This is a genomic window from Enterobacter wuhouensis, assembly GCF_004331265.1.
Taxonomy (GTDB): domain Bacteria; phylum Pseudomonadota; class Gammaproteobacteria; order Enterobacterales; family Enterobacteriaceae; genus Enterobacter; species Enterobacter wuhouensis.
The window spans coordinates 231581-253691 of the sequence record NZ_SJOO01000002.1 but is presented as its reverse complement, the minus strand read 5'-3'; the positions used below and the strand labels follow the sequence as shown (position 1 = coordinate 253691).

The 22111-nt window shown below is 55.0% G+C and carries 18 protein-coding genes and 5 tRNA genes; 22 read left to right on the top strand and 1 reads right to left on the bottom strand.

Going from position 1 to position 22111, the window contains the following annotated elements:
• Positions 1–110 precede the first annotated feature (110 nt).
• From sucA to sucD, 4 genes are all read left to right on the top strand, one after another.
• A complete protein-coding gene (sucA, locus tag E0L20_RS05220) occupies positions 111–2918 on the top strand; it encodes a 2-oxoglutarate dehydrogenase E1 component (protein ID WP_131633029.1) in 2808 nt (935 codons plus the stop codon).
• Positions 2919–2932: 14 nt separating this feature from the next.
• Positions 2933–4153 (top strand): 2-oxoglutarate dehydrogenase complex dihydrolipoyllysine-residue succinyltransferase, encoded by a 1221-nt coding sequence (odhB, locus tag E0L20_RS05215; RefSeq protein ID WP_025912846.1) that lies wholly within the window; start codon positions 2933–2935, stop codon positions 4151–4153.
• A 117-nt stretch (positions 4154–4270) separates the two neighbouring features.
• Positions 4271–5437: an ADP-forming succinate--CoA ligase subunit beta gene (gene sucC, locus E0L20_RS05210; protein ID WP_023310791.1), complete on the top strand. Its 1167-nt coding sequence runs from the start codon at positions 4271–4273 to the stop codon at positions 5435–5437.
• The gene (gene sucD / locus E0L20_RS05205; RefSeq protein WP_008501094.1) at positions 5437–6306 is read left to right on the top strand and encodes a succinate--CoA ligase subunit alpha; all 870 of its coding nucleotides are present in this window, start codon (positions 5437–5439) and stop codon (positions 6304–6306) included. Before sucC ends, sucD begins: the two co-directional genes overlap by 1 nt.
• 83 nt (positions 6307–6389) lie before the next feature.
• Here sucD and E0L20_RS05200 read toward each other — a convergent pair whose 3' ends face one another.
• Complete coding sequence (locus E0L20_RS05200) at positions 6390–7106, bottom strand: GntR family transcriptional regulator (protein ID WP_131633028.1); 717 nt, start codon at positions 7104–7106, stop codon at positions 6390–6392.
• Positions 7107–7277: 171 nt separating this feature from the next.
• On the opposite strand from E0L20_RS05200, the gene mngA reads away from it, so the two are divergent.
• The 18 genes from mngA (at position 7278) to E0L20_RS05110 (ending at position 22028) form a co-directional block, all read left to right on the top strand.
• The gene (gene mngA, locus E0L20_RS05195) at positions 7278–9185 is read left to right on the top strand and encodes a PTS 2-O-a-mannosyl-D-glycerate transporter subunit IIABC (RefSeq protein WP_131633027.1); all 1908 of its coding nucleotides are present in this window, start codon (positions 7278–7280) and stop codon (positions 9183–9185) included.
• A 20-nt stretch (positions 9186–9205) separates the two neighbouring features.
• A complete protein-coding gene (gene mngB, locus E0L20_RS05190; protein ID WP_131633026.1) occupies positions 9206–11839 on the top strand; it encodes a mannosylglycerate hydrolase in 2634 nt (877 codons plus the stop codon).
• Positions 11840–12513: 674 nt separating this feature from the next.
• Complete coding sequence (cydA, locus tag E0L20_RS05185; RefSeq protein ID WP_131633025.1) at positions 12514–14082, top strand: cytochrome ubiquinol oxidase subunit I; 1569 nt, start codon at positions 12514–12516, stop codon at positions 14080–14082.
• Positions 14083–14097: 15 nt separating this feature from the next.
• Entirely contained in the window at positions 14098–15237 is a 1140-nt protein-coding gene (gene cydB / locus E0L20_RS05180) for a cytochrome d ubiquinol oxidase subunit II (protein ID WP_131633024.1), read from the top strand.
• A gap of 14 nt (positions 15238–15251) precedes the next feature.
• A complete protein-coding gene (gene cydX, locus E0L20_RS05175; protein WP_006177208.1) occupies positions 15252–15365 on the top strand; it encodes a cytochrome bd-I oxidase subunit CydX in 114 nt (37 codons plus the stop codon).
• Positions 15365–15655: a cyd operon protein YbgE gene (gene ybgE, locus E0L20_RS05170; RefSeq protein ID WP_119935039.1), complete on the top strand. Its 291-nt coding sequence runs from the start codon at positions 15365–15367 to the stop codon at positions 15653–15655. Before cydX ends, ybgE begins: the two co-directional genes overlap by 1 nt.
• A 148-nt stretch (positions 15656–15803) precedes the next feature.
• The gene (gene ybgC / locus E0L20_RS05165; RefSeq protein ID WP_003858593.1) at positions 15804–16208 is read left to right on the top strand and encodes a tol-pal system-associated acyl-CoA thioesterase; all 405 of its coding nucleotides are present in this window, start codon (positions 15804–15806) and stop codon (positions 16206–16208) included.
• Positions 16205–16897, top strand: a complete 693-nt coding sequence (gene tolQ, locus E0L20_RS05160; protein ID WP_089598919.1) for a Tol-Pal system protein TolQ — start codon at positions 16205–16207, stop codon at positions 16895–16897. Before ybgC ends, tolQ begins: the two co-directional genes overlap by 4 nt.
• A gap of 3 nt (positions 16898–16900) precedes the next feature.
• On the top strand, positions 16901–17329 hold the full coding sequence (gene tolR, locus E0L20_RS05155; protein ID WP_003858589.1) for a colicin uptake protein TolR: 429 nt from the start codon (positions 16901–16903) through the stop codon (positions 17327–17329).
• A 28-nt stretch (positions 17330–17357) separates the two neighbouring features.
• Positions 17358–18611: a cell envelope integrity protein TolA gene (tolA, locus tag E0L20_RS05150; RefSeq protein ID WP_131633023.1), complete on the top strand. Its 1254-nt coding sequence runs from the start codon at positions 17358–17360 to the stop codon at positions 18609–18611.
• 129 nt (positions 18612–18740) lie between these two features.
• Positions 18741–20033 carry a Tol-Pal system beta propeller repeat protein TolB gene (gene tolB / locus E0L20_RS05145; RefSeq protein ID WP_131633022.1) on the top strand — a complete coding sequence of 431 codons (1293 nt, stop codon included), beginning with the start codon at positions 18741–18743 and terminating at the stop codon, positions 20031–20033.
• A gap of 35 nt (positions 20034–20068) precedes the next feature.
• A complete protein-coding gene (pal, locus tag E0L20_RS05140) occupies positions 20069–20590 on the top strand; it encodes a peptidoglycan-associated lipoprotein Pal (RefSeq protein ID WP_131633021.1) in 522 nt (173 codons plus the stop codon).
• 9 nt (positions 20591–20599) lie between these two features.
• Positions 20600–21388 carry a cell division protein CpoB gene (cpoB, locus tag E0L20_RS05135; RefSeq protein ID WP_131633020.1) on the top strand — a complete coding sequence of 263 codons (789 nt, stop codon included), beginning with the start codon at positions 20600–20602 and terminating at the stop codon, positions 21386–21388.
• A 161-nt stretch (positions 21389–21549) separates the two neighbouring features.
• Positions 21550–21625 (top strand) — tRNA-Lys (locus E0L20_RS05130).
• A gap of 27 nt (positions 21626–21652) precedes the next feature.
• A tRNA-Val gene (locus tag E0L20_RS05125) sits at positions 21653–21728 on the top strand.
• 3 nt (positions 21729–21731) lie between these two features.
• Positions 21732–21807, top strand: a tRNA-Lys gene (locus tag E0L20_RS05120).
• A gap of 46 nt (positions 21808–21853) precedes the next feature.
• Positions 21854–21929 (top strand) — tRNA-Lys (locus E0L20_RS05115).
• Positions 21930–21952: 23 nt separating this feature from the next.
• Positions 21953–22028 (top strand) — tRNA-Lys (locus E0L20_RS05110).
• Positions 22029–22111 lie beyond the last annotated feature (83 nt).

The following is a 22111-nucleotide window of genomic DNA, read 5'->3' as shown; positions in this document are numbered from 1 at the left end:
CCTTCGCGGGCCAAATGAAAAGAGCTCGCAGGTGAACCCCGGCACGTACACGCGGTGTGCGTGGTAGTTTCTACGGCGAAAGTAAGCATAAAAATGCTTAAGGGATCACGATGCAGAACGGCGCAATGAAAGCCTGGCTGGACTCTTCTTTCCTTTCTGGTGCAAACCAGAGCTGGATTGAACAGCTCTATGAAGACTTCTTAACCGATCCTGACTCAGTGGACGCAAACTGGCGTTCCATGTTCCAGGAGTTGCCTGGCACGGGAGTCAAACCGGATCAATTCCACTCCAAAACACGTGATTATTTCCGCCGTCTGGCGAAGGATGCCTCACGTTACTCTTCTGCGATTTCCGACCCTGACACCAATGCGAAGCAGGTTAAAGTCCTGCAGCTTATCAACGCTTATCGCTTCCGCGGTCACCAGCATGCGAATCTCGATCCGCTGGGACTGTGGCAGCAGGATCGTGTCGCGGATCTCGATCCGGCGTATCACGATCTGACCGAGGCCGATTTCCAGGAAAGCTTTAACGTAGGTTCTTTTGCTATCGGCAAAGACACGATGAAGCTGGGCGAGCTGATTGATGCGCTCAAGCAGACCTACTGCGGCTCCATCGGCGCGGAATATATGCACATTACCTCCACCGAAGAGAAACGCTGGATCCAACAGCGTATCGAATCCGTGGCGGGTCACGCCAACTTCTCGACGGAAGAGAAAAAACGCTTCCTGAACGAACTGACCGCAGCAGAAGGCCTTGAGCGTTATCTGGGTGCGAAATTCCCGGGTGCAAAACGCTTCTCGCTGGAAGGCGGCGACGCGTTAGTGCCCATGCTGAAAGAGCTGATCCGCCATGCGGGCAACAGCGGTACCCGTGAAGTGGTGCTGGGCATGGCGCACCGCGGTCGTCTGAACGTGCTGGTCAACGTGCTGGGTAAAAAACCGCAGGACCTGTTCGACGAGTTCGCGGGCAAGCATAAAGAACACCTCGGCACCGGCGACGTGAAGTACCACATGGGCTTCTCGTCTGATATCGAAACCGATGGCGGCCTGGTTCACCTGGCGCTGGCGTTTAACCCGTCGCATCTGGAAATCGTCAGCCCGGTGGTGATCGGTTCCGTTCGTGCGCGTCTGGATCGTCTGGACGAGCCGAGCAGCAACAAAGTCTTGCCAATCACCATTCACGGTGATGCGGCAATTACCGGCCAGGGCGTGGTTCAGGAAACCCTGAACATGTCGAAAGCGCGTGGTTACGAAGTGGGCGGTACCGTTCGCATCGTGATCAACAACCAGGTGGGCTTCACCACCTCTAACCCGCTGGACGCGCGTTCTACGCCGTACTGCACCGACATCGGTAAGATGGTGCAGGCGCCAATCTTCCACGTAAACGCGGATGATCCGGAAGCCGTTGCTTTCGTCACCCGTCTGGCGCTGGACTACCGTAATACCTTCAAACGCGACGTGCTGATTGACCTGTTCTGCTATCGCCGTCACGGCCACAACGAAGCGGATGAGCCAAGCGCAACCCAGCCGCTGATGTATCAGAAAATCAAAAAGCACCCGACGCCGCGTAAAATCTATGCTGACAAGCTGGAGAGCGAAAAAGTGGCGACGCTGGAAGATGCGACCGAGCTGGTCAATCTTTACCGCGACGCGCTGGATGCGGGTGAGTGCGTAGTGAAAGAGCTGCGCCCAATGAACATGCACTCCTTTACCTGGTCGCCTTACCTCAACCACGAGTGGGATGAGAGCTACCCGAACAAGGTTGAGATGAAGCGCCTGCAGGAGCTGGCTAAACGCATCAGCACCGTACCGGACGCAATCGAAATGCAGTCTCGCGTAGCGAAAATCTACGGCGACCGTCAGGCCATGGCGGCAGGCGAGAAGCTGTTCGACTGGGGCGGCGCGGAAACCCTGGCTTACGCAACGCTGGTTGACGAGGGCATTCCCGTTCGTCTGTCCGGTGAGGATGCGGGCCGCGGCACCTTCTTCCACCGTCACGCGGTGGTTCACAACCAGTCTAACGGTTCAACCTATACCCCGCTGCAGCACGTGCACAACGGTCAGGGCCAGTTCAAGGTCTGGGACTCCGTGCTGTCTGAAGAAGCGGTGCTGGCCTTCGAATACGGTTACGCCACCGCTGAACCACGCACCCTGACCATCTGGGAAGCGCAGTTCGGCGACTTCGCCAACGGTGCGCAGGTGGTTATCGACCAGTTCATCTCCTCCGGCGAGCAGAAGTGGGGCCGCATGTGTGGCCTGGTGATGCTGCTGCCGCACGGTTACGAAGGGCAGGGGCCGGAGCACTCCTCCGCGCGTCTGGAACGTTATCTGCAGCTTTGCGCCGAGCAGAACATGCAGGTCTGCGTGCCGTCTACCCCGGCTCAGGTGTACCACATGCTGCGTCGTCAGGCGCTTCGCGGTATGCGCCGTCCGCTGGTGGTGATGTCACCGAAATCGCTGCTGCGTCATCCGCTGGCGGTTTCAAGCCTGGATGAGCTGGCTAACGGCACCTTCCTGCCGGCTATCGGCGAAGTGGACGAGCTGGACCCGAAAGGCGTTAAGCGCGTTGTAATGTGTTCTGGTAAGGTTTATTACGACCTGCTGGAACAGCGCCGCAAGAACGATCAGAAAGATGTCGCCATCGTGCGTATCGAACAGCTTTATCCGTTCCCGCATCAGGCGATGCAGGACGTGCTGAAACAATATGCTCACGTACATGATTTTGTCTGGTGCCAGGAAGAGCCGCTCAACCAGGGCGCATGGTACTGCAGCCAGCATCATTTCCGTGAAGTGATTCCATTTGGGTCAGCCCTGCGCTATGCAGGTCGCCCGGCCTCCGCCTCTCCGGCGGTAGGGTATATGTCCGTTCACCAGAAGCAGCAACAAGATCTGGTCAATGACGCGCTGAACGTCGATTAATTAAAGGATACAAAATGAGTAGCGTAGATATTCTTGTTCCCGACCTGCCTGAATCCGTAGCAGATGCGACCGTCGCCACCTGGCACAAAAAACCAGGCGATGCCGTTAAGCGCGATGAAGTGCTGGTAGAAATCGAAACTGACAAAGTGGTACTGGAAGTACCGGCTTCGGCGGACGGCGTTCTGGACGCGGTGCTGGAAGATGAAGGTACCACCGTTACCTCTCGTCAGATCCTGGGCCGCCTGCGTGAAGGCAACAGCGCGGGCAAAGAGTCCAGCGCCAAGTCTGAAGAAAAAGCGTCTACCCCAGCGCAGCGCCAGCAGGCCTCTCTGGAAGAGCAGACAAACGATGCGCTGAGCCCGGCGATCCGTCGCCTGCTGGCTGAACACAGCCTTGACCCGGCCGCCATCAAAGGCACCGGCGTGGGCGGTCGTCTGACTCGCGAAGACATCGACAAGCACCTGGCGAAAGCGCCTGCTCAGGCAGAAGCGAAAGCCCCTGCGGCGGCACCGGCAGCGCAGCCTGCTCTGGGCGCCCGCAGCGAAAAACGCGTGCCGATGACCCGCCTGCGCAAGCGCGTGGCCGAGCGTCTGCTGGAAGCGAAAAACTCCACCGCGATGCTGACCACCTTCAACGAAGTGAACATGAAGCCAATCATGGACCTGCGTAAGCAGTACGGTGACGCGTTTGAAAAACGTCACGGTATCCGTCTGGGCTTTATGTCCTTCTACGTGAAGGCGGTGGTTGAAGCGCTGAAACGCTACCCGGAAGTGAACGCCTCTATCGACGGCGATGACGTGGTTTACCACAACTATTTCGACGTCAGCATGGCGGTGTCTACTCCACGCGGCCTGGTGACCCCGGTTCTGCGCGATGTGGATACCCTGGGTATGGCTGACATCGAGAAAAACATTAAAGAGCTGGCTGTGAAAGGCCGCGACGGCAAGCTGACCGTAGACGACCTGACCGGCGGTAACTTTACCATTACCAACGGCGGCGTATTCGGCTCGCTGATGTCTACCCCGATCATTAACCCGCCGCAGAGCGCGATCCTGGGTATGCATGCCATTAAAGATCGCCCGATGGCGGTAGACGGTAAAGTGGAGATCCTGCCGATGATGTACCTGGCGCTCTCTTACGATCACCGCCTGATCGACGGCCGCGAGTCCGTGGGCTTCCTGGTCGCGATTAAAGAGCTGCTGGAAGATCCAACGCGTCTGCTGCTGGACGTCTAGTTACTATTTAGCATCACCTGCCCTGTAGGCCGGATAAGCGTAGCGCCATCCGGCACACAGATCGCGCCGGTCTACAGGTTTGAAGATAACGATTACCCTGAAGGATGGATAGAACACATGAACTTACATGAATATCAGGCCAAACAGCTGTTTGCCCGGTATGGCTTACCGGCTCCGGTGGGTTATGCCTGTACTACCCCGCGTGAAGCAGAAGAAGCCGCATCTAAAATCGGTTCCGGCCCGTGGGTAGTTAAATGTCAGGTTCACGCTGGTGGCCGTGGTAAAGCGGGCGGTGTGAAGGTTGTTAAGAGCAAAGAAGAAATCCGCGCCTTTGCTGAACATTGGCTCGGCAAGCGCCTGGTCACCTACCAGACAGATGCAAACGGCCAGCCGGTAAACCAGATCCTGGTTGAAGCGGCGACCGACATCGCGAAAGAACTGTACCTGGGCGCGGTTGTTGACCGTAGCTCCCGTCGCGTGGTGTTCATGGCGTCTACCGAAGGCGGCGTGGAAATCGAGAAAGTGGCGGAAGAGACCCCGCACCTGATCCACAAAGTGGCAATCGATCCGCTGGCAGGCCCAATGCCCTACCAGGGTCGCGAGCTGGCGTTCAAGCTGGGTCTGGAAGGCAAGCTGGTTCAGCAGTTCACCAAGATCTTCATGGGTCTGGCGAACATCTTCCTGGAGCGCGATCTGGCGCTGATCGAGATCAACCCGCTGGTGATCACCACCCAGGGCGACCTGATCTGCCTCGACGGCAAGCTGGGCGCTGACGGCAACGCGCTGTTCCGCCAGTCCGATCTGCGCGAAATGCGCGACCAGTCTCAGGAAGACCCGCGTGAAGCGCAGGCTGCACAGTGGGAGCTGAACTACGTGGCGCTGGATGGCAACATCGGCTGCATGGTTAACGGTGCGGGCCTGGCAATGGGCACCATGGACATCGTTAAGCTGCACGGCGGTGAGCCAGCAAACTTCCTCGACGTGGGCGGTGGCGCAACCAAAGAGCGCGTAACCGAAGCGTTCAAAATCATCCTCTCTGACGATAACGTGAAGGCGGTTCTGGTGAACATCTTCGGCGGTATCGTGCGTTGCGACCTGATCGCAGACGGTATCATCGGTGCGGTTGAAGAAGTGGGCGTTAACGTTCCGGTTGTTGTGCGTCTGGAAGGTAACAACGCTGAACTCGGCGCGAAAAAACTGGCTGACAGCGGCCTGAATATTATTGCAGCGAAAAGTCTGACGGATGCAGCTCAGCAGGTTGTTGCCGCAGTGGAGGGGAAATAATGTCCGTTTTAATTAATAAAGATACCAAGGTTATCTGCCAGGGCTTCACCGGTAGCCAGGGGACTTTCCACTCCGAACAGGCGATTGCCTACGGTACGCAGATGGTTGGCGGCGTAACGCCAGGTAAAGGCGGCACCACGCACCTGGGCCTGCCGGTGTTCAACACCGTGCGTGAAGCGGTAGAAGCGACGGGCGCAACCGCGACCGTGATCTACGTTCCGGCCCCGTTCTGCAAAGACTCCATTCTGGAAGCGATCGACGCAGGCATCAAACTGATCATCACCATCACCGAAGGCATCCCGACGCTGGATATGCTGACCGTGAAGGTGAAGCTGGACGAAGCCGGCGTGCGCATGATCGGCCCGAACTGCCCGGGCGTTATCACCCCAGGCGAATGTAAAATCGGCATCATGCCGGGCCACATTCACAAGCCGGGCAAGGTGGGCATCGTGTCCCGTTCCGGTACCCTGACCTATGAAGCGGTTAAGCAGACCACCGACTACGGTTTCGGCCAGTCCACCTGCGTGGGCATCGGCGGTGACCCGATCCCGGGCTCTAACTTCATCGACATCCTGAAGCTGTTCCAGGAAGATCCGCAGACCGAGGCGATCGTGATGATCGGTGAGATCGGCGGTAGCGCGGAAGAAGAAGCGGCTGCATACATCAAAGAACACGTAACCAAGCCGGTTGTGGGTTATATCGCGGGCGTGACCGCGCCGAAAGGCAAGCGTATGGGTCACGCAGGCGCGATTATCGCAGGCGGTAAAGGTACGGCAGATGAGAAATTCGCAGCGCTGGAAGCCGCAGGCGTGAAGACCGTTCGCAGCCTGGCGGATATCGGCGAAGCACTGAAATCCATCATTAAGTAAGTCCTCTCTGCTCCCCGAAAGGGGAGCGTTGATATAACTAAATGTCCGTTTCGACATGGTTGGCCGCTGAATAGCGGCCTTTTTTATTGCCTGCGTTTGGCGATGAGGGTGAATTTATAGTCGTCGCTGTTAAAGACGTTGCGGCTGTATTCAAACACCCGCCCGTCCTTCAAAAATCCGCGAGACACTTTCTCCAGAATCGGCCGTGTCGGATCGAGCGCCAGCGCGGCGATGGCCTCCTGCGATGGCATAACCGGCGCAAGCTCCTGCTCGCTGCGATCGATCGTCATCTTTTTAAGCTGCTCAACGTAATGGTATTTCGAATTTTCCATCACTTCCCAGGTAAGGTCGGGGAACATCGCCAGCGGCATCCACGTCTCCTCCAGGTTCACCGGCTTTTGCTTGATGAAGCGCACGCGTTTTACGTGCCAGACTTTATCATCCGGCGCGATCGCTAATTTATCGGCAAGTTTTACGTCGGCTTTCAGCACCTCGAAAATGCGCACGTCGCTGTGGGTATCCACGTTCCGGTCGGCCAGCTTCTCGTAAAAGCCGGTGAGCTGATAAATATCGTAATTCACGCGCTCCTCTTTGACGTAGGAGCCGCTGCCCTGGATGCTCTCAATAATCTGTTCTTCCGTGAGCAGCCTGAGCGCCTGCCTTACCGTTACCCGGCTGACGCTGAACGCCTCCTGAAGGCTGGATTCCGTCGGCAGCGCGTCACCGGGTTTTAACTCACCGGCGTTAATTTTTTCACGAAGCGCGTCGGCGATCTGCCGATACATCGGTTTGTTGCCCATGAACTCTGCCTTTCTAATACCTTTTCACGGAATTATGCCTGCCGTTCATAATTTGTAAATAATACAATTTAAATACAAATTATAAGATAAAGAGAAAGTGATCACATAAATGTATTGTTTGGTCTGCCACAATCGCGCTCAGACAATAACAACATGAGTGTGAGGATCTTGATGAACCTGACGACCCTGACCCACCCCAGCGCGGTTTGCGTGCAGGCGCAGTATGCCAGTCGTGATGAGGCGATCCGCCAGCTCGCGGCGCGGCTCGCGTCGCTGGGAAAAATTACCGACGGCGATGCGTTTATAGCGGATGTCTTTCATCGCGAATCTTTGGGGCCCACCGCGCTGGGCGAAGGGCTGGCTGTTCCGCATGGCAAATCGAGCGCGGTGGCGGAAGCGGCCTTCGCCGTTGCCACGCTGAGCCAGCCGCTGGAGTGGGAAGGGGTGGACGGCCCGGAGAAGGTTGAGCTGATCGTCCTGCTTGCCATTCCGCCCGCCGAAGCGGGATCGACGCATATTCAGGTGTTGACCGAGCTGACGTCTCGCCTGGCGGATGACGCGCTCCGGGCCCGCGTGATGGCGGCGACCAGCGCGGAAGATCTGCTAGCGGCGCTTGAAGATGCTTCGCAGGACGACGCGGTGAAAACCCTGATAAATGCGCCAACCGTCGTCTGCGTCACCGCCTGTCCGGCCGGTATTGCCCATACCTACATGGCCGCTGAATACCTGGAAAAAGCAGGGCGCAGGCTGGGTATCAACGTGGTGGTCGAAAAGCAGGGGGCGAACGGCATTGAAGGACGCATCACCCCGCAGCAGCTGAAGGCGGCGCGGGCCTGTATTTTTGCGGCGGAAGTGGCGATCAAGGAGGGTGAACGTTTCAACGGTATCCCCGCTATTTCGGTGCCGGTTGCGGAACCGCTGCGTCATGCCGAAGCGTTAATTGAGCGTGCCCTGGCGTTACCGTCCTCGCCCGATGAACGGCCGGTGCAGGGAGAGAGAAAGAGCGTTAAAACCGAGCTCAAGCAGGCGCTTCTAAGCGGTATCTCCTTTGCGGTGCCGCTGATCGTCGCCGGAGGAACGGTGCTGGCCGTGTCGGTACTGCTGGCGCAGATACTCGGCCTGCAGCATCTTTTCGATCAGGAAAATTCATGGCTGTGGATGTACCGCAAGCTCGGCGGCGGCATGCTCGGCATTTTGATGGTGCCGGTGCTCGCGGCCTATACCGCCTACTCGCTGGCGGACAAACCCGCGCTGGCGCCGGGCTTTGCGGCCGGTCTTGCCGCCAACATGATCGGCTCGGGATTTCTGGGGGCCGTCGCGGGCGGATTAATCGCCGGCTACCTGATGCGTTGGGTAAAAAACCATATTCGCCTCAACAACCGCTACAACGGATTTTTAACCTATTACCTCTATCCGGTCATCGGCGTGCTGGGGGCGGGCAGCCTGATGCTGTTTGTGATTGGCGAACCGGTGGCATGGATCAACAACGCGCTGACGGCATGGCTTAACGGGCTGTCAGGGGCAAACGCGCTGCTGCTGGGCGTCATTCTTGGTTTTATGTGTTCGTTCGATTTAGGTGGCCCGGTAAACAAGGCAGCCTACGCGTTCTGTCTCGGGGCGATGGCGAATGGCGTGTATGGTCCGTACGCGATCTTTGCTTCCGTCAAAATGGTGTCGGCCTTTACCGTCACCGCCTCGACGATGCTGGCTCCGCATCTCTTCAAACAGTTTGAAATCGAAACCGGCAAATCGACGTGGCTGCTTGGCCTGGCGGGTATTACCGAAGGGGCAATCCCGATGGCGATTGAAGATCCGCTGAGAGTGATAGGCTCGTTGGTTCTCGGCTCGATGGCGACGGGCGCGATTGTCGGTGCCATGGGGTTAGGGCTATCTACGCCAGGGGCAGGGATTTTCTCCCTCTTTTTACTGCATCACGCCGGAATGGGCGGCGCAATCGCTGCGGCCGGCTGGTTTGGCGCGGCACTGGTGGGAACCGCTATCTCCACTCTCATTTTACTTATCTGGCGACGTCAGGCCGTTAAGCGCGGCAAGTACGTCACTGAAGACGTTACGCCATAACACGCACACAGGAAACGAAGATGAAAGCTGTATCTCGCGTTCATATCACGCCGCATATGCACTGGGACCGTGAGTGGTACTTCACCACCGAAGCGTCACGTATTCTCCTGGTCAATAATATGGAGGAGATCCTCACCCGTCTTGAACAGGACGAGGAATATAAATACTACGTCCTCGACGGCCAGACGGCGGTGCTGGAGGATTACTTTGCGGTAAAACCGGAAAACCGCCCCCGCGTGAAGGCGCTGGTCCAGGCCGGAAAGCTCATTATTGGTCCCTGGTATACGCAGACGGATACCACGATTGTCTCCGGCGAGTCGATTGTGCGTAACCTGATGTACGGCATTCGCGACTGCATGGCGTTCGGCGAGCCGATGAAAATTGGCTATCTGCCCGATTCATTTGGTATGTCCGGCCAGCTTCCACACATTTATAACGGTTTCGGCATTATGCGCACGATGTTCTGGCGCGGCTGCTCGGAACGTCACGGGACAGATAAAACCGAGTTTCTCTGGCAGAGCCAGGACGGCAGTGAAGTAACGGCGCAGGTGCTGCCGCTGGGCTACGCGATTGGTAAGTACTTACCGGAGGACGAAGCCGGGCTGCGTAAACGCCTCGACAGCTACTTTGAGGTGCTGGAAAGCGCCTCCGTGACAAACGAAATTTTGCTGCCTAACGGCCATGACCAGATGCCGCTGCAGCAGAACATTTTTGCGGTGATGGATAAGCTTCGCGAAATCTACCCGCAGCGTAAATTCGTGATGAGCCGCTTTGAGGAGGTCTTCGACCATATCGACGCCCATCGGGAGGCGCTGGCGACGCTGAAAGGCGAGTTTATCGACGGGAAGTACATGCGCGTGCACCGAACGATTGGCTCCACGCGGATGGATATCAAAATTGCCCATGCCCGTATCGAAAATAAAATCGTCAACCTCCTCGAGCCGCTGGCGACGCTCGCCTGGACGCTGGGCTTTGAGTATCACCACGGCCTGCTGGAAAAAATGTGGAAAGAGATCCTGAAAAACCACGCGCACGACAGCATCGGCTGCTGCTGCAGCGACAAGGTGCATCGCGAAATTGTCTCCCGCTTTGAGCTGGCTGAGGATATGGCTGACAATCTGGTCGCATTCTACATGCGCAAGATTGTCGACAACATGCCGGAAAGTGATGCCGATAAGCTGGTGATGTTCAACCTGATGCCCTGGCCGCGGGAAGAGGTCATCAACACGACTCTCCGTCTGCGCGCCAGCCGTTTTCGTTTGGTGGATGACAAAGGCAACGAGATCCCGTATTTCATTCGCGACGCGCGCGAGCTTGACCCTGGCTTGATTGACCGACAAATCGTCCATTACGGGAACTACGAACCCTTTATGGAGTTCGATATTCAGGTCAGCCAGATCCTGCCGTCGATGGGCTATCGCACGCTCTTTATCGAGCCGCATGTTGCCGGGAACGTGCTCGCTCCGGCAAAAGGGACCGACGCGCTGCTGGAAAATGCCTTCTGGCAGATTGATTTAAACGCCGACGGCACGCTGCGCCTGCGGGATAAAGAGTCCGGGCTCATTTATGACCGCGTGCTGGAAATGGAGGAAAGCTCGGATGACGGGGACGAGTACGACTACTCGCCTTCGCGAGAAGAGTGGAGACTCACTTCAGCACAAGGGCAGCATGATGTTGAGGTCACGCATGAGGGCTGGCAGAGCAGGGCGGTTATCCGTCACCGCATGGCCGTTCCGGCAAACCTCACCGAGCGCTCGGCCCGCCAGCAGAATGGCGCGCTCGGTGCCGAGATTGCGGTCACGCTCAGCCACAACAGCAGACGCATTGACGTGGAGGTACGCCTGGATAATCAGGCTGATGACCACCGCATTCGCGTGCTGATCCCTACGCCGTTTAGCACGCAGGAAGTGTTAGCGGATACCCAGTTTGGTTCCATTACCCGTCCGGTGCAGGATGAGGCGATGGAGACCTGGCAGGAGGAAGGCTGGAAAGAAGCGCCGGTGCCCGTCTGGAATTTGCTCAACTACGCCGTCCTTCGGGAGAGACGCAACGGACTCGCCCTGTTCACCGAGGGGCTGCGTGAGTTTGAAGTAGTGGGGGATGACAAAAAAGCCTTTGCATTGACCCTGCTTCGCGGCGTTGGGCTGCTCGGGAAAGAAGATCTGCTCCTGCGCCCCGGCAGACCGTCGGGTATTAAAATGCCCGTTCCTGATTCGCAGATGCGGGGGGCGTTAACCTGTCGGTTTAGCCTGTACAGCTTCAGCGGAACGCCTGAAAGCGCCGGCTTAGCGCAGCAGGCAAAGTCATGGTTAACGCCGGTGCAGTGCTATAACAAAATCCCCTGGGATGCGATGAAGCTCAATCGTTCGACGTTCATGACGCCACTGAGCTACAGCCTGTTTTCTCTTTCGCCAACGGGGTGCGTGCTCAGTGCGATCAAAAAGGCGGAAGAACGCGATGAGCTGATTCTACGTCTGTTTAACCCTTCCATAACCAGTGTGAATGATGTCCAGTTAGCAATAAATCAGTCCGTACGACGGTGCTGCGAAACAGACATGAACGAGCAGATAAAAACCGGGGAAAATGTGCAGGGGATGATGTGCGCGTTCAAACCGGGCGCGTCGCGCACGTTTAGCATTTTGTTCGACTCATAACCGACGACAAGAGAAAAGGCTGTAGGCCCTGCAGCCTTTTTTCATTAAATAGTCACACAGTGGTGTTAATTTAAAGGGGCGTAAAAGTAAAATAAAAGTAATTCCACAAGGTGCAGTTTGCCCGCGAAAAATGAGGGTGAGGGGACTATCATTAAATGTTTACCCGGCCAGTCCAGCATTTTTCCTTGAGCGTTAAATAAAATCACTTCTGTTTATATTTCCTCTTGCGATTGATAACTAACAACACCTCCAAATGTACATATCATTAACATGGTTTTTACCATTCTCACCATGATTAAACATGGTTAACATTGAGAGTCGTTTTTGATTTAAATCAATGTTTAATCCTTGGAAAAAACCTTCAAAAGGCGCTAAATTGTCCCCGATCAAAATGGCCGAAAAGCGGTAGTTTTGCTATAAGTTGATCACCGTCGTAAAACGTAAATGTGATTCAATAAAAACCTGTTTATTGTAAGGGTTTTGCAGCGTATTATATTTACGGGATCAATTTTGGTTTTTTTTAACGTATTTGTAACCTGACGTCATCGTTTTTATCCTCCCTCAGGGTAATAACGACGACAGGGATGCGAATAATTTGTATTGGGGCATGCGTGTGAATCTCTTTCTGACGGGGTTCACTCTCGGAGTCTTCATGCGATGAGCAAGGAGTCATAATGTTAGACATAGTCGAACTGTCGCGCTTACAGTTTGCCTTGACCGCGATGTACCACTTCCTGTTTGTACCACTGACGCTCGGTATGGCGTTCCTGTTGGCGATCATGGAAACGGTTTACGTCCTCTCCGGCAAACAGATTTATAAAGATATGACCAAGTTCTGGGGCAAGTTGTTTGGTATCAACTTCGCGCTGGGCGTGGCTACCGGTTTAACCATGGAGTTCCAGTTCGGGACTAACTGGTCTTACTATTCCCACTACGTAGGGGATATCTTCGGTGCGCCACTGGCCATTGAAGGTCTGATGGCCTTCTTCCTCGAATCCACCTTTGTAGGTCTGTTCTTCTTCGGCTGGGACCGTCTGGGCAAAGTCCAGCATATGGCAGTGACCTGGCTGGTCGCATTAGGCTCTAACCTGTCCGCGCTGTGGATCTTGGTCGCGAACGGCTGGATGCAGAACCCCATCGCCTCTGATTTCAACTTCGAAACCATGCGTATGGAGATGGTCAGCTTTGCCGAGCTGGTCCTGAACCCGGTTGCACAGGTTAAATTCGTTCACACCGTGGCATCGGGCTACGTGTGCGGCGCCATGTTCGTGCTGGGCATCAGCTCCTACTACATGCTGCGCGGTCGCGACTTCGCTTTTGCAAAACGCTCCTTTGCTATCGCCGCAAGCTTCGGTATGGCTGCGATTCTGTCCGTTATTGTTCTGGGTGATGAATCCGGTTACGAAATGGGCGACGTGCAGAAAACCAAACTGGCTGCGATTGAAGCCGAGTGGGAAACGCAACCGGCTCCGGCTGCCTTTACCCTGTTCGGTATTCCGGATCAGGATGCGCAGGAAAACCGCTTCGCCATTCAAATCCCTTACGCGCTGGGCATCATCGCGACGCGTTCCGTCGACAAGCAGGTCACTGGCCTGAAAGATCTGATGGTGCAGCACGAAGAGCGTATCCGTAACGGGATGAAGGCTTACTCGCTGCTGGAACAGCTGCGCTCTGGTTCAACCGACCAGGCCGTTCGCGACCAGTTCAACGACGTGAAGAAAGACCTGGGCTACGGTCTGCTGCTGAAACGCTATACCCCGAACGTCTCCGACGCGACGGAAGCACAGATTCAGATGGCAACCAAAGACTCTATTCCACGCGTTGCGCCTCTGTACTTCGCGTTCCGCATCATGGTGGGCTGCGGCATCATCATGCTGCTGATTATCGCGGCGTCCTTCTGGTCAGTGATTCGTAACCGTATCGGTGAGAAGAAATGGCTGCTGCGTACGGCGCTGTACGGTATCCCGCTGCCGTGGATTGCCATTGAATCCGGCTGGTTTGTTGCGGAGTATGGCCGTCAGCCGTGGGCGATCGGTGAGGTGCTGCCAACCGCGGTAGCGAACTCTTCCCTGACGGCGGGCGATCTGATCTTCTCAATGCTGCTGATTTGTGGTCTGTACACCCTGTTCCTGGTAGCTGAACTGTTCCTGATGTTCAAGTTCGCGCGCCTTGGCCCAAGCAGCCTGAAAACCGGTCGCTATCACTACGAGCAGTCCACCGTGACTACTCAGCCGGCACGCTAAGACAGGAGTCATCAAATGATCGATTATGAAGTATTGCGTTTTATCTGGTGGCTGCTGGTCGGTATTCTGCTGATCGGTTTTGCGGTCACGGATGGTTTCGACATGGGCGTGGGCATGCTCACCCGTTTCCTCGGCCGTAATGACACCGAGCGTCGAATCATGATCAACTCCATCGCCCCGCACTGGGACGGTAACCAGGTGTGGCTGATCACCGCGGGCGGCGCGCTGTTCGCCGCCTGGCCGATGGTCTACGCGGCTGCGTTCTCTGGTTTCTACGTGGCGATGATTCTGGTGCTGGCGTCTTTATTCTTCCGTCCGGTTGGTTTCGACTACCGCTCTAAGATTGAAGACACCCGCTGGCGCAACATGTGGGACTGGGGCATCTTCATCGGTAGCTTCGTTCCGCCGCTGGTGATTGGCGTGGCGTTCGGTAACCTGCTGCAGGGCGTGCCGTTCCACATCGACGAGTACATGCGTCTTTACTACACCGGTAACTTCTTCCAGCTGCTGAATCCGTTTGGCCTGCTGGCGGGCGTGGTGAGCGTCGCGATGATCATTACTCAGGGCGCGACCTATCTGCAGATGCGTACCGTGGGCGAACTTCACCTGCGTTCCCGCGCTACCGCCCAGGTTGCCGCTCTGGTCACGCTGGTCTGCTTCGCACTGGCCGGTGTCTGGGTCGTGTACGGTATTGATGGTTACGTGATTACGTCGGCGATTAACCATGCCGCACCGTCTAACCCGCTGACCAAAGAAGTGGCGCGTCAGGCGGGTGCCTGGATGGTGAACTTCAACAATACCCCTGCGCTGTGGGCTATCCCGGCTCTGGGCGTGTTGCTGCCGCTGCTGACCATGCTGACGTCTCGTCTTGAAAAAGGTGCTCTGGCGTTCGTGTTCTCTTCACTGACCCTGGCGTGCATCATTCTGACGGCCGGTATTGCCATGTTCCCATTCGTGATGCCGTCAAGCACCATGATGAATGCCAGCCTGACGATGTGGGATGCGACCTCCAGCCAGCTGACGCTGAACCTGATGACGTATGTTGCTTGTGTGTTCGTACCGATTATCCTGCTCTACACCACCTGGTGTTACTGGAAGATGTTCGGTCGTATCACGAAAGAAGATATCGAAAGCAACACTCATTCACTGTATTAAGTAAGGAGCTGAATATGTGGTATTTCGCATGGATTTTAGGGACGCTTCTTGCTTGTGCATTTGGTGTCATCACTGCCCTGGCGCTTGAGCACGTTGAAGCGTCTAAAGCAGGTGAAGAAAAACACTAATGAACATTATCGCAACGTTATATGCGGTAATGGATAAGCGCCCGTTACGGGCGCTTTCTTTAGTGATGGCATTACTGCTGGCAGGCTGTATCTTCTGGGATCCGTCGCGCTTCGCGGCAAAGACCAGCGAGCTGGAAATCTGGCACGGCTTCCTCATTATGTGGGCGGTGTGCGCTGGGGTAATTCACGGCGTGGGCTTTCGTCCGAAAGCGCTTCACTGGCAGGGGATCTTTTGCCCGCTGATTGCCGACCTCGTACTCCTCGCAGGTTTGATTTTCTTCTTCTCCTGAATAAGAAATGTCCGTTAACGTTATGGGCTTACCCGAGCCCATAAAAATTTACTCTCCGTTTACTTTCTCCCATTCCAAACCATCATTCCCGCGCGTATAGTAGCGAAGTTTGAAAGCTCCAACTTTTCTTGTATTACCGGGATGTAAAGTGAATACAACGCTGTTTCGATGGCCGGTTCGTGTCTACTACGAAGATACCGATGCCGGTGGTGTGGTCTACCACGCCAGCTACGTTGCTTTTTATGAACGGGCACGCACAGAGATGCTGCGCCATCATCACTTTAGCCAACAGGTGCTGTTGGCTGAGCGAGTTGCCTTTGTGGTACGCAAGATGACGCTTGAGTATTTTGCGCCTGCCAGACTCGACGATATGCTCGAAGTCCAAACTGAAATTACATCAATGCGCGGGACCTCACTGGTGTTCACGCAGCGGATAGTCAATGCAGAGAACACCGTACTGAACTCAGCTGAAGTACTGATTGTCTGTGTTGATCCAACCATAATGAAGCCTCGTGCGCTTCCTAAGTCTATTGTCGCGGAGTTTAAGCAGTGACTGACATGAATATCCTTGATTTGTTCCTGAAGGCAAGCCTTCTGGTTAAACTTATCATGTTGATTTTGATTGGTTTTTCTATCGCATCCTGGGCTATCATCATCCAGAGAACTCGTATCCTCAATGCGGCAGGCCGTGAAGCCGAAGCGTTTGAAGATAAGTTCTGGTCTGGTATCGAACTATCTCGTCTGTATCAGGAAAGCCAGGGACGCCGTGATAACCTCTCAGGCTCCGAACAAATTTTCTATAGCGGTTTCAAAGAGTTTGCGCGTTTGCACCGCGCCAATAACCATGCGCCAGAAGCGGTCGTTGAAGGTGCGTCGCGTGCGATGCGCATTTCCATGAATCGTGAGCTGGAAACTCTTGAGACGCACATTCCTTTCCTGGGTACCGTCGGCTCCATCAGCCCGTATATCGGTCTGTTTGGTACGGTCTGGGGGATCATGCACGCCTTTATCGCGCTTGGCGCGGTGAAGCAGGCGACGTTGCAGATGGTTGCGCCAGGTATTGCAGAAGCACTGATTGCGACCGCTATCGGTCTGTTTGCCGCTATCCCGGCGGTTATGGCTTATAACCGTCTGAACCAGCGCGTGAACAAACTGGAACTGAACTACGACAACTTTATGGAAGAGTTCACTGCGATTCTGCACCGTCAGGCGTTTACCAGCACCGAGAGCAACAAGGGGTAAACCATGGCCAGATCGCGTGGACGAGGTCGTCGCGAGCTCAAGTCCGAAATCAATATCGTCCCGCTGCTGGACGTACTGTTGGTACTGCTGCTGATCTTTATGGCGACGGCACCCATCATTACCCAGAGCGTGGAAGTGGATCTGCCGGATGCGACTGAATCACAGGCGGTAAGCACCAATGACGATCCTCCGGTCATCATTGAGGTTTCCGGCGTAGGGCAGTACAGCGTGGTGGTAGAGAAAGATCGTATGGATCAGCTGCCGCCTGAGCAGGTTATTGCCGAAGCGCAACGTCGCCTGGAGTCAAATCCGAAAACGGTCTTCTTAATCGGCGGTGCGAAAGACGTACCTTACGATGAAATCATTAAAGCGCTGAACTTGCTACATAGCGCGGGCGTTAAGTCGGTTGGCTTAATGACTCAGCCTATTTGATCATCTGCGTAGTTTTTGGGAACCGATAGTGTCAAAGGCAACCGAACAGAACGACAAGCTTAAGCGAGCGATAATCGTCTCCGCAGTGCTGCACGTTATTCTTTTTGCAGCGCTGATCTGGAGTTCGTTCGACGAGCACATTGATGCATCGGGCGGCGGCGGTGGTTCGTCCATCGACGCCGTTATGGTGGATCCCGGTGCGGTAGTGCAGAACTATAATCGTCAGCAACAGCAGCAGGCGAGTGCCAAACGTGCTGAAGAGCAGCGTGAAAAACAGGCGCAACAGCAAGCGGAAGAGCTGCGTGAAAAGCAGGCCGCCGAGCAGGAACGCCTGAAGCAGCTTGAGAAAGAACGTTTGCAGGCGCAGGAAGCGGCGAAAGAGCAGGCGGAGCAGCAGAAGCAGGCTGAAGCTGCCGCGAAGAAAGCGCAGGAACAGCAAAAGCAGGCTGAAGAAGCGGCGGCTAAAGCCGCAGCGGACGCAAAAGCGCAGGCTGATGCCCAGGCGAAGCTAGCGGCGGATGCGGCGAAAAAAGCCGCAGCCGATGCTCAGAAGAAAGCGGAAGCGGAAGCTGCGAAAAAAGCCGCTGCTGATGCTCAGAAGAAAGCCGAAGCGGAAGCTGCGAAAAAAGTCGCTGCCGATGCACAGAAGAAAGCAGAAGCGGAAGCCGCGAAGAAAGCCGCTCAGGAAGCAGAGAAGAAAGCTGCTGCTGATGCTGCGAAGAAAGCGGCTGCAGCCGAGAAAGCTGCGGCGGAAAAAGCGGCTGCCGCGGAGAAAGCCGCCGCTGACAAAAAAGCTGCAGCTGAGAAGGCTGCTGCCGATAAGAAAGCGGCTGCTGAAAAAGCCGCAGCCAAAAAGGCGGCTGCCGCTGAAAAAGCTGCCGCTGCCGCCGGTGTTGACGATCTGCTGGGCGACCTGAGTTCAGGTAAGAATGCGCCGAAAACCGGCGGAGGAGCGAAAGGTAGCGGCCAGCCGTCGAAAGACAGCGGTACCTCCGGTGCTAACGGTGGTGCGACTGGTGCAGATATTAGCGCCTATGCGAAGCAGATCCAGGTTGCGATTCAGAGCCGACTCTTTGACGCAGGCCTGTATCAGGGCAAGCAATGCGTCTTACATATCAACCTTGCGCCAGACGGCAGGTTGAAAAACGTGACGTCTGAAGGGGGCGATCCTGCGCTTTGTCAGGCTGCGCTGGCTGCAGCAAGATCGGCGAACATTCCTAAACCGCCTAGTGAGGCTGTTTATGAAAAGATAAAAGATGCCAAACTGGACTTTAAGCTGTAATCATCTCTTCTTACGGAAGTATGAAAAACAGTCTATTGTCGTAATTGGGATAAGTAGTTTTGTATATTTGGGTTTGTTAACATTCTGCTAAATTATCGTGGGTAAGGTTACCCAGATAAGGGAGATATGATGAAGCAGGCATTACGCGTAGCATTTAGTTTCTTAATGCTGTGGGCAGCTGTGCTGCACGCAGAAGTACGTATCGAGATCACCCAGGGGGTGGACTCGGCGCGCCCAATCGGTGTTGTTCCGTTCCAGTGGGCTGGCCCAGGCGCTGCGCCTGAAGATGCCGGCGGCATCGTAGCGGCGGACCTGCGTAACAGCGGTAAATTCAACCCGTTGGATCGTTCTCGTCTGCCGCAGCAGCCGGGCAGCGCGCAGGAAGTCCAGCCTGCCGCATGGTCTGCGTTGGGTATTGATGCCGTGGTTGTGGGTCAGGTTACGCCTAATCCGGACGGTTCGTTCAACGTGGCCTGGCAGCTGGTTGATACCGGCGGTGCGCCGGGTACGGTTCTGGCTCAGAACTCGTACAAGGTCACCAAACAGTACCTGCGCTATGCGGCTCACGCTGCCAGCGATGCGGTATTTGAAAAGCTCACCGGCATCAAGGGCGCGTTCCGTACCCGTATCGCCTACGTGGTGCAGACCAACGGCGGCCAGTTCCCTTACGAGCTGCGCGTATCTGATTACGACGGTTACAACCAGTTCCTGGTGAAGCGTTCTTCTCAGCCGCTGATGTCCCCAGCCTGGTCTCCGGACGGCTCTAAGCTGGCCTACGTGACCTTTGAAAGCGGTCGTTCTGCGCTGGTAATCCAGACGCTGGCTAACGGTGCTGTTCGTCAGGTTGCTTCGTTCCCGCGTCACAACGGTGCACCGTCGTTCTCTCCTGACGGCTCCAAGCTGGCGTTCGCACTGTCTAAAACCGGTAGCCTGAACCTCTACGTGATGGATATTGGTTCCGGTCAGATCCGTCAGGTAACGGATGGTCGCAGCAACAACACCGAACCAACCTGGTTCCCGGACAGTCAGAACCTGGCCTTTACTTCTGACCAGGCAGGCCGTCCACAAATCTATAAAATTAATGTTAACGGCGGTGCAGCGCAGCGTATTTCCTGGGAAGGTACACAGAACCAGAACGCAGACGTAAGCAGCGACGGTAAGTTTATGGTAATGGTCAGCTCCAACGGTGGGCAGCAGCACATTGCCAAACAAGATCTGGTAGCGGGTGGCGTGCAAGTTCTCTCGTCAACGTTCCTGGATGAAACGCCAAGTCTGGCACCTAACGGCACTATGGTAATCTACAGCTCTTCTCAGGGGATGGGATCTGTGCTGAATCTGGTTTCTACAGATGGGCGTTTCAAAGCGCGTATTCCGGCAACTGATGGACAGGTAAAATCACCTGCCTGGTCGCCGTATCTGTAAATAATAATTAATTGATTACTAAAGGAATCTTAGAAATGCAACTGAACAAAGTGCTGAAGGGGCTGATGATCGCTCTGCCTGTAATGGCAATCGCGGCGTGTTCTTCTAACAAGAATGCAAGCAATGACCAGAGCGGCGAAGGCATGATGGGTGCCGGCACCGGTATGGACGCGAACGGCAATGGCAACATGTCTTCTGAAGAGCAAGCGCGTCTTCAGATGCAGCAGCTTCAGCAGAACAACATCGTTTACTTCGAACTGGATAAATACGACATCCGTTCTGACTTCGCTGCGATGCTGGATGCTCACGCTAACTTCCTGCGTAGCAACCCGTCTTACAAAGTCACCGTAGAAGGTCACGCGGACGAACGTGGTACTCCAGAGTACAACATCTCCCTGGGTGAGCGTCGTGCTAACGCCGTTAAAATGTACCTGCAGGGTAAAGGCGTTTCTGCTGACCAGATCTCCATCGTTTCTTACGGTAAAGAAAAACCTGCAGTACTGGGTCACGACGAAGCGGCTTACTCCAAAAACCGTCGTGCCGTACTGGTTTACTAAGAGAATTGCATGAGCAGTAACTTCAGACATCATCTGTTGAGTCTGTCGTTACTGGTTGGAATAGCGGCCCCCTGGGCCGCTTTTGCTCAGGCACCAATCAGTAGTGTCGGCTCAGGCTCGGTAGAAGACCGGGTCACTCAACTCGAGCGTATTTCTAACGCTCACAGCCAGCTTTTAACCCAGCTTCAGCAACAACTTTCCGACAATCAAAGCGATATTGACTCTCTTCGCGGTCAGATCCAAGAAAGCCAGTACCAGCTGAACCAGGTTGTGGAGCGTCAGAAGCAAATCCTACAGCAGATGGATAGTCTGAGCAGCGGCGGTGCGGCAGCACAGCCAGCAGCGGGCGATCAGAGCGGTGCAGCTACGCCAGCGCCGTCAGCTGATGCTTCTGCCTCGACAGGAGCGCCTGTACAGAGCGGTGACGCGAATACGGACTACAACGCGGCCATTGCCCTGGTGCAGGACAAATCTCGTCAGGACGATGCTATCGTTGCGTTTCAGAACTTCGTGAAGAAATACCCTGATTCCACTTACCAGCCAAATGCAAATTACTGGCTTGGTCAGCTGAATTACAACAAGGGTAAAAAGGACGATGCGGCGTTTTATTTTGCCTCTGTGGTGAAAAATTACCCTAAATCGCCAAAAGCGCCCGATGCGATGTTTAAGGTCGGCGTAATCATGCAGGACAAAGGTGACACTGCGAAAGCCAAAGCGGTCTATCAGCAGGTGGTCACAAAATTCCCGGGCACCGAAGGTGCTAAACAGGCGCAAAAACGTCTGAGTACGATGGGATGATTATCGCATGACCAGAAATCGTGTTATTTCTGGTCGTGCAGCATGATTACTAAGCGGTTAAGTGATCTTCATCGAAATTTTTGTTGCGCAGAATTCTTAAATCAGTAATATATGCCGCCGTTGCCACGGGATATCAAACAACGTGAAAACAGCGTAAAAGTGGGTCGTTAGCTCAGTTGGTAGAGCAGTTGACTTTTAATCAATTGGTCGCAGGTTCGAATCCTGCACGACCCACCACTTAACGCAAAACCAGTAGTACAGAGTGGGTGATTAGCTCAGTTGGTAGAGCATCTCCTTTACACGGAGGGGGTCGGCGGTTCGAGCCCGTCATCACCCACCACTCGGGTCGTTAGCTCAGTTGGTAGAGCAGTTGACTTTTAATCAATTGGTCGCAGGTTCGAATCCTGCACGACCCACCACTTTCTGGTGGTACCGAGTAAAAATCTTCGAAGTCAGCACCCGAATGGGTCGTTAGCTCAGTTGGTAGAGCAGTTGACTTTTAATCAATTGGTCGCAGGTTCGAATCCTGCACGACCCACCACTTCGAAGAAAAAATCCCGCAAGGGGTCGTTAGCTCAGTTGGTAGAGCAGTTGACTTTTAATCAATTGGTCGCAGGTTCGAATCCTGCACGACCCACCAATGTAAAAAAGCGCCCTAAAGGCGCTTTTTTGCTATCTGGCGTTCAGAAACCCATCCTGTAGGTCGGGTAAGGCGAAGCCGCC

Coding starts and splice junctions, on each gene's coding strand:
- sucA (WP_131633029.1), top strand. CDS start 111: ATGCAGAACGGCGCAATGAAAGCCTGGCTGGACTCTTCTTTCCTTTCT.
- odhB (WP_025912846.1), top strand. CDS start 2,933: ATGAGTAGCGTAGATATTCTTGTTCCCGACCTGCCTGAATCCGTAGCA.
- sucC (WP_023310791.1), top strand. CDS start 4,271: ATGAACTTACATGAATATCAGGCCAAACAGCTGTTTGCCCGGTATGGC.
- sucD (WP_008501094.1), top strand. CDS start 5,437: ATGTCCGTTTTAATTAATAAAGATACCAAGGTTATCTGCCAGGGCTTC.
- E0L20_RS05200 (WP_131633028.1), bottom strand. CDS start 7,106: ATGGGCAACAAACCGATGTATCGGCAGATCGCCGACGCGCTTCGTGAA.
- mngA (WP_131633027.1), top strand. CDS start 7,278: ATGAACCTGACGACCCTGACCCACCCCAGCGCGGTTTGCGTGCAGGCG.
- mngB (WP_131633026.1), top strand. CDS start 9,206: ATGAAAGCTGTATCTCGCGTTCATATCACGCCGCATATGCACTGGGAC.
- cydA (WP_131633025.1), top strand. CDS start 12,514: ATGTTAGACATAGTCGAACTGTCGCGCTTACAGTTTGCCTTGACCGCG.
- cydB (WP_131633024.1), top strand. CDS start 14,098: ATGATCGATTATGAAGTATTGCGTTTTATCTGGTGGCTGCTGGTCGGT.
- cydX (WP_006177208.1), top strand. CDS start 15,252: ATGTGGTATTTCGCATGGATTTTAGGGACGCTTCTTGCTTGTGCATTT.
- ybgE (WP_119935039.1), top strand. CDS start 15,365: ATGAACATTATCGCAACGTTATATGCGGTAATGGATAAGCGCCCGTTA.
- tolR (WP_003858589.1), top strand. CDS start 16,901: ATGGCCAGATCGCGTGGACGAGGTCGTCGCGAGCTCAAGTCCGAAATC.
- tolB (WP_131633022.1), top strand. CDS start 18,741: ATGAAGCAGGCATTACGCGTAGCATTTAGTTTCTTAATGCTGTGGGCA.
- pal (WP_131633021.1), top strand. CDS start 20,069: ATGCAACTGAACAAAGTGCTGAAGGGGCTGATGATCGCTCTGCCTGTA.
- cpoB (WP_131633020.1), top strand. CDS start 20,600: ATGAGCAGTAACTTCAGACATCATCTGTTGAGTCTGTCGTTACTGGTT.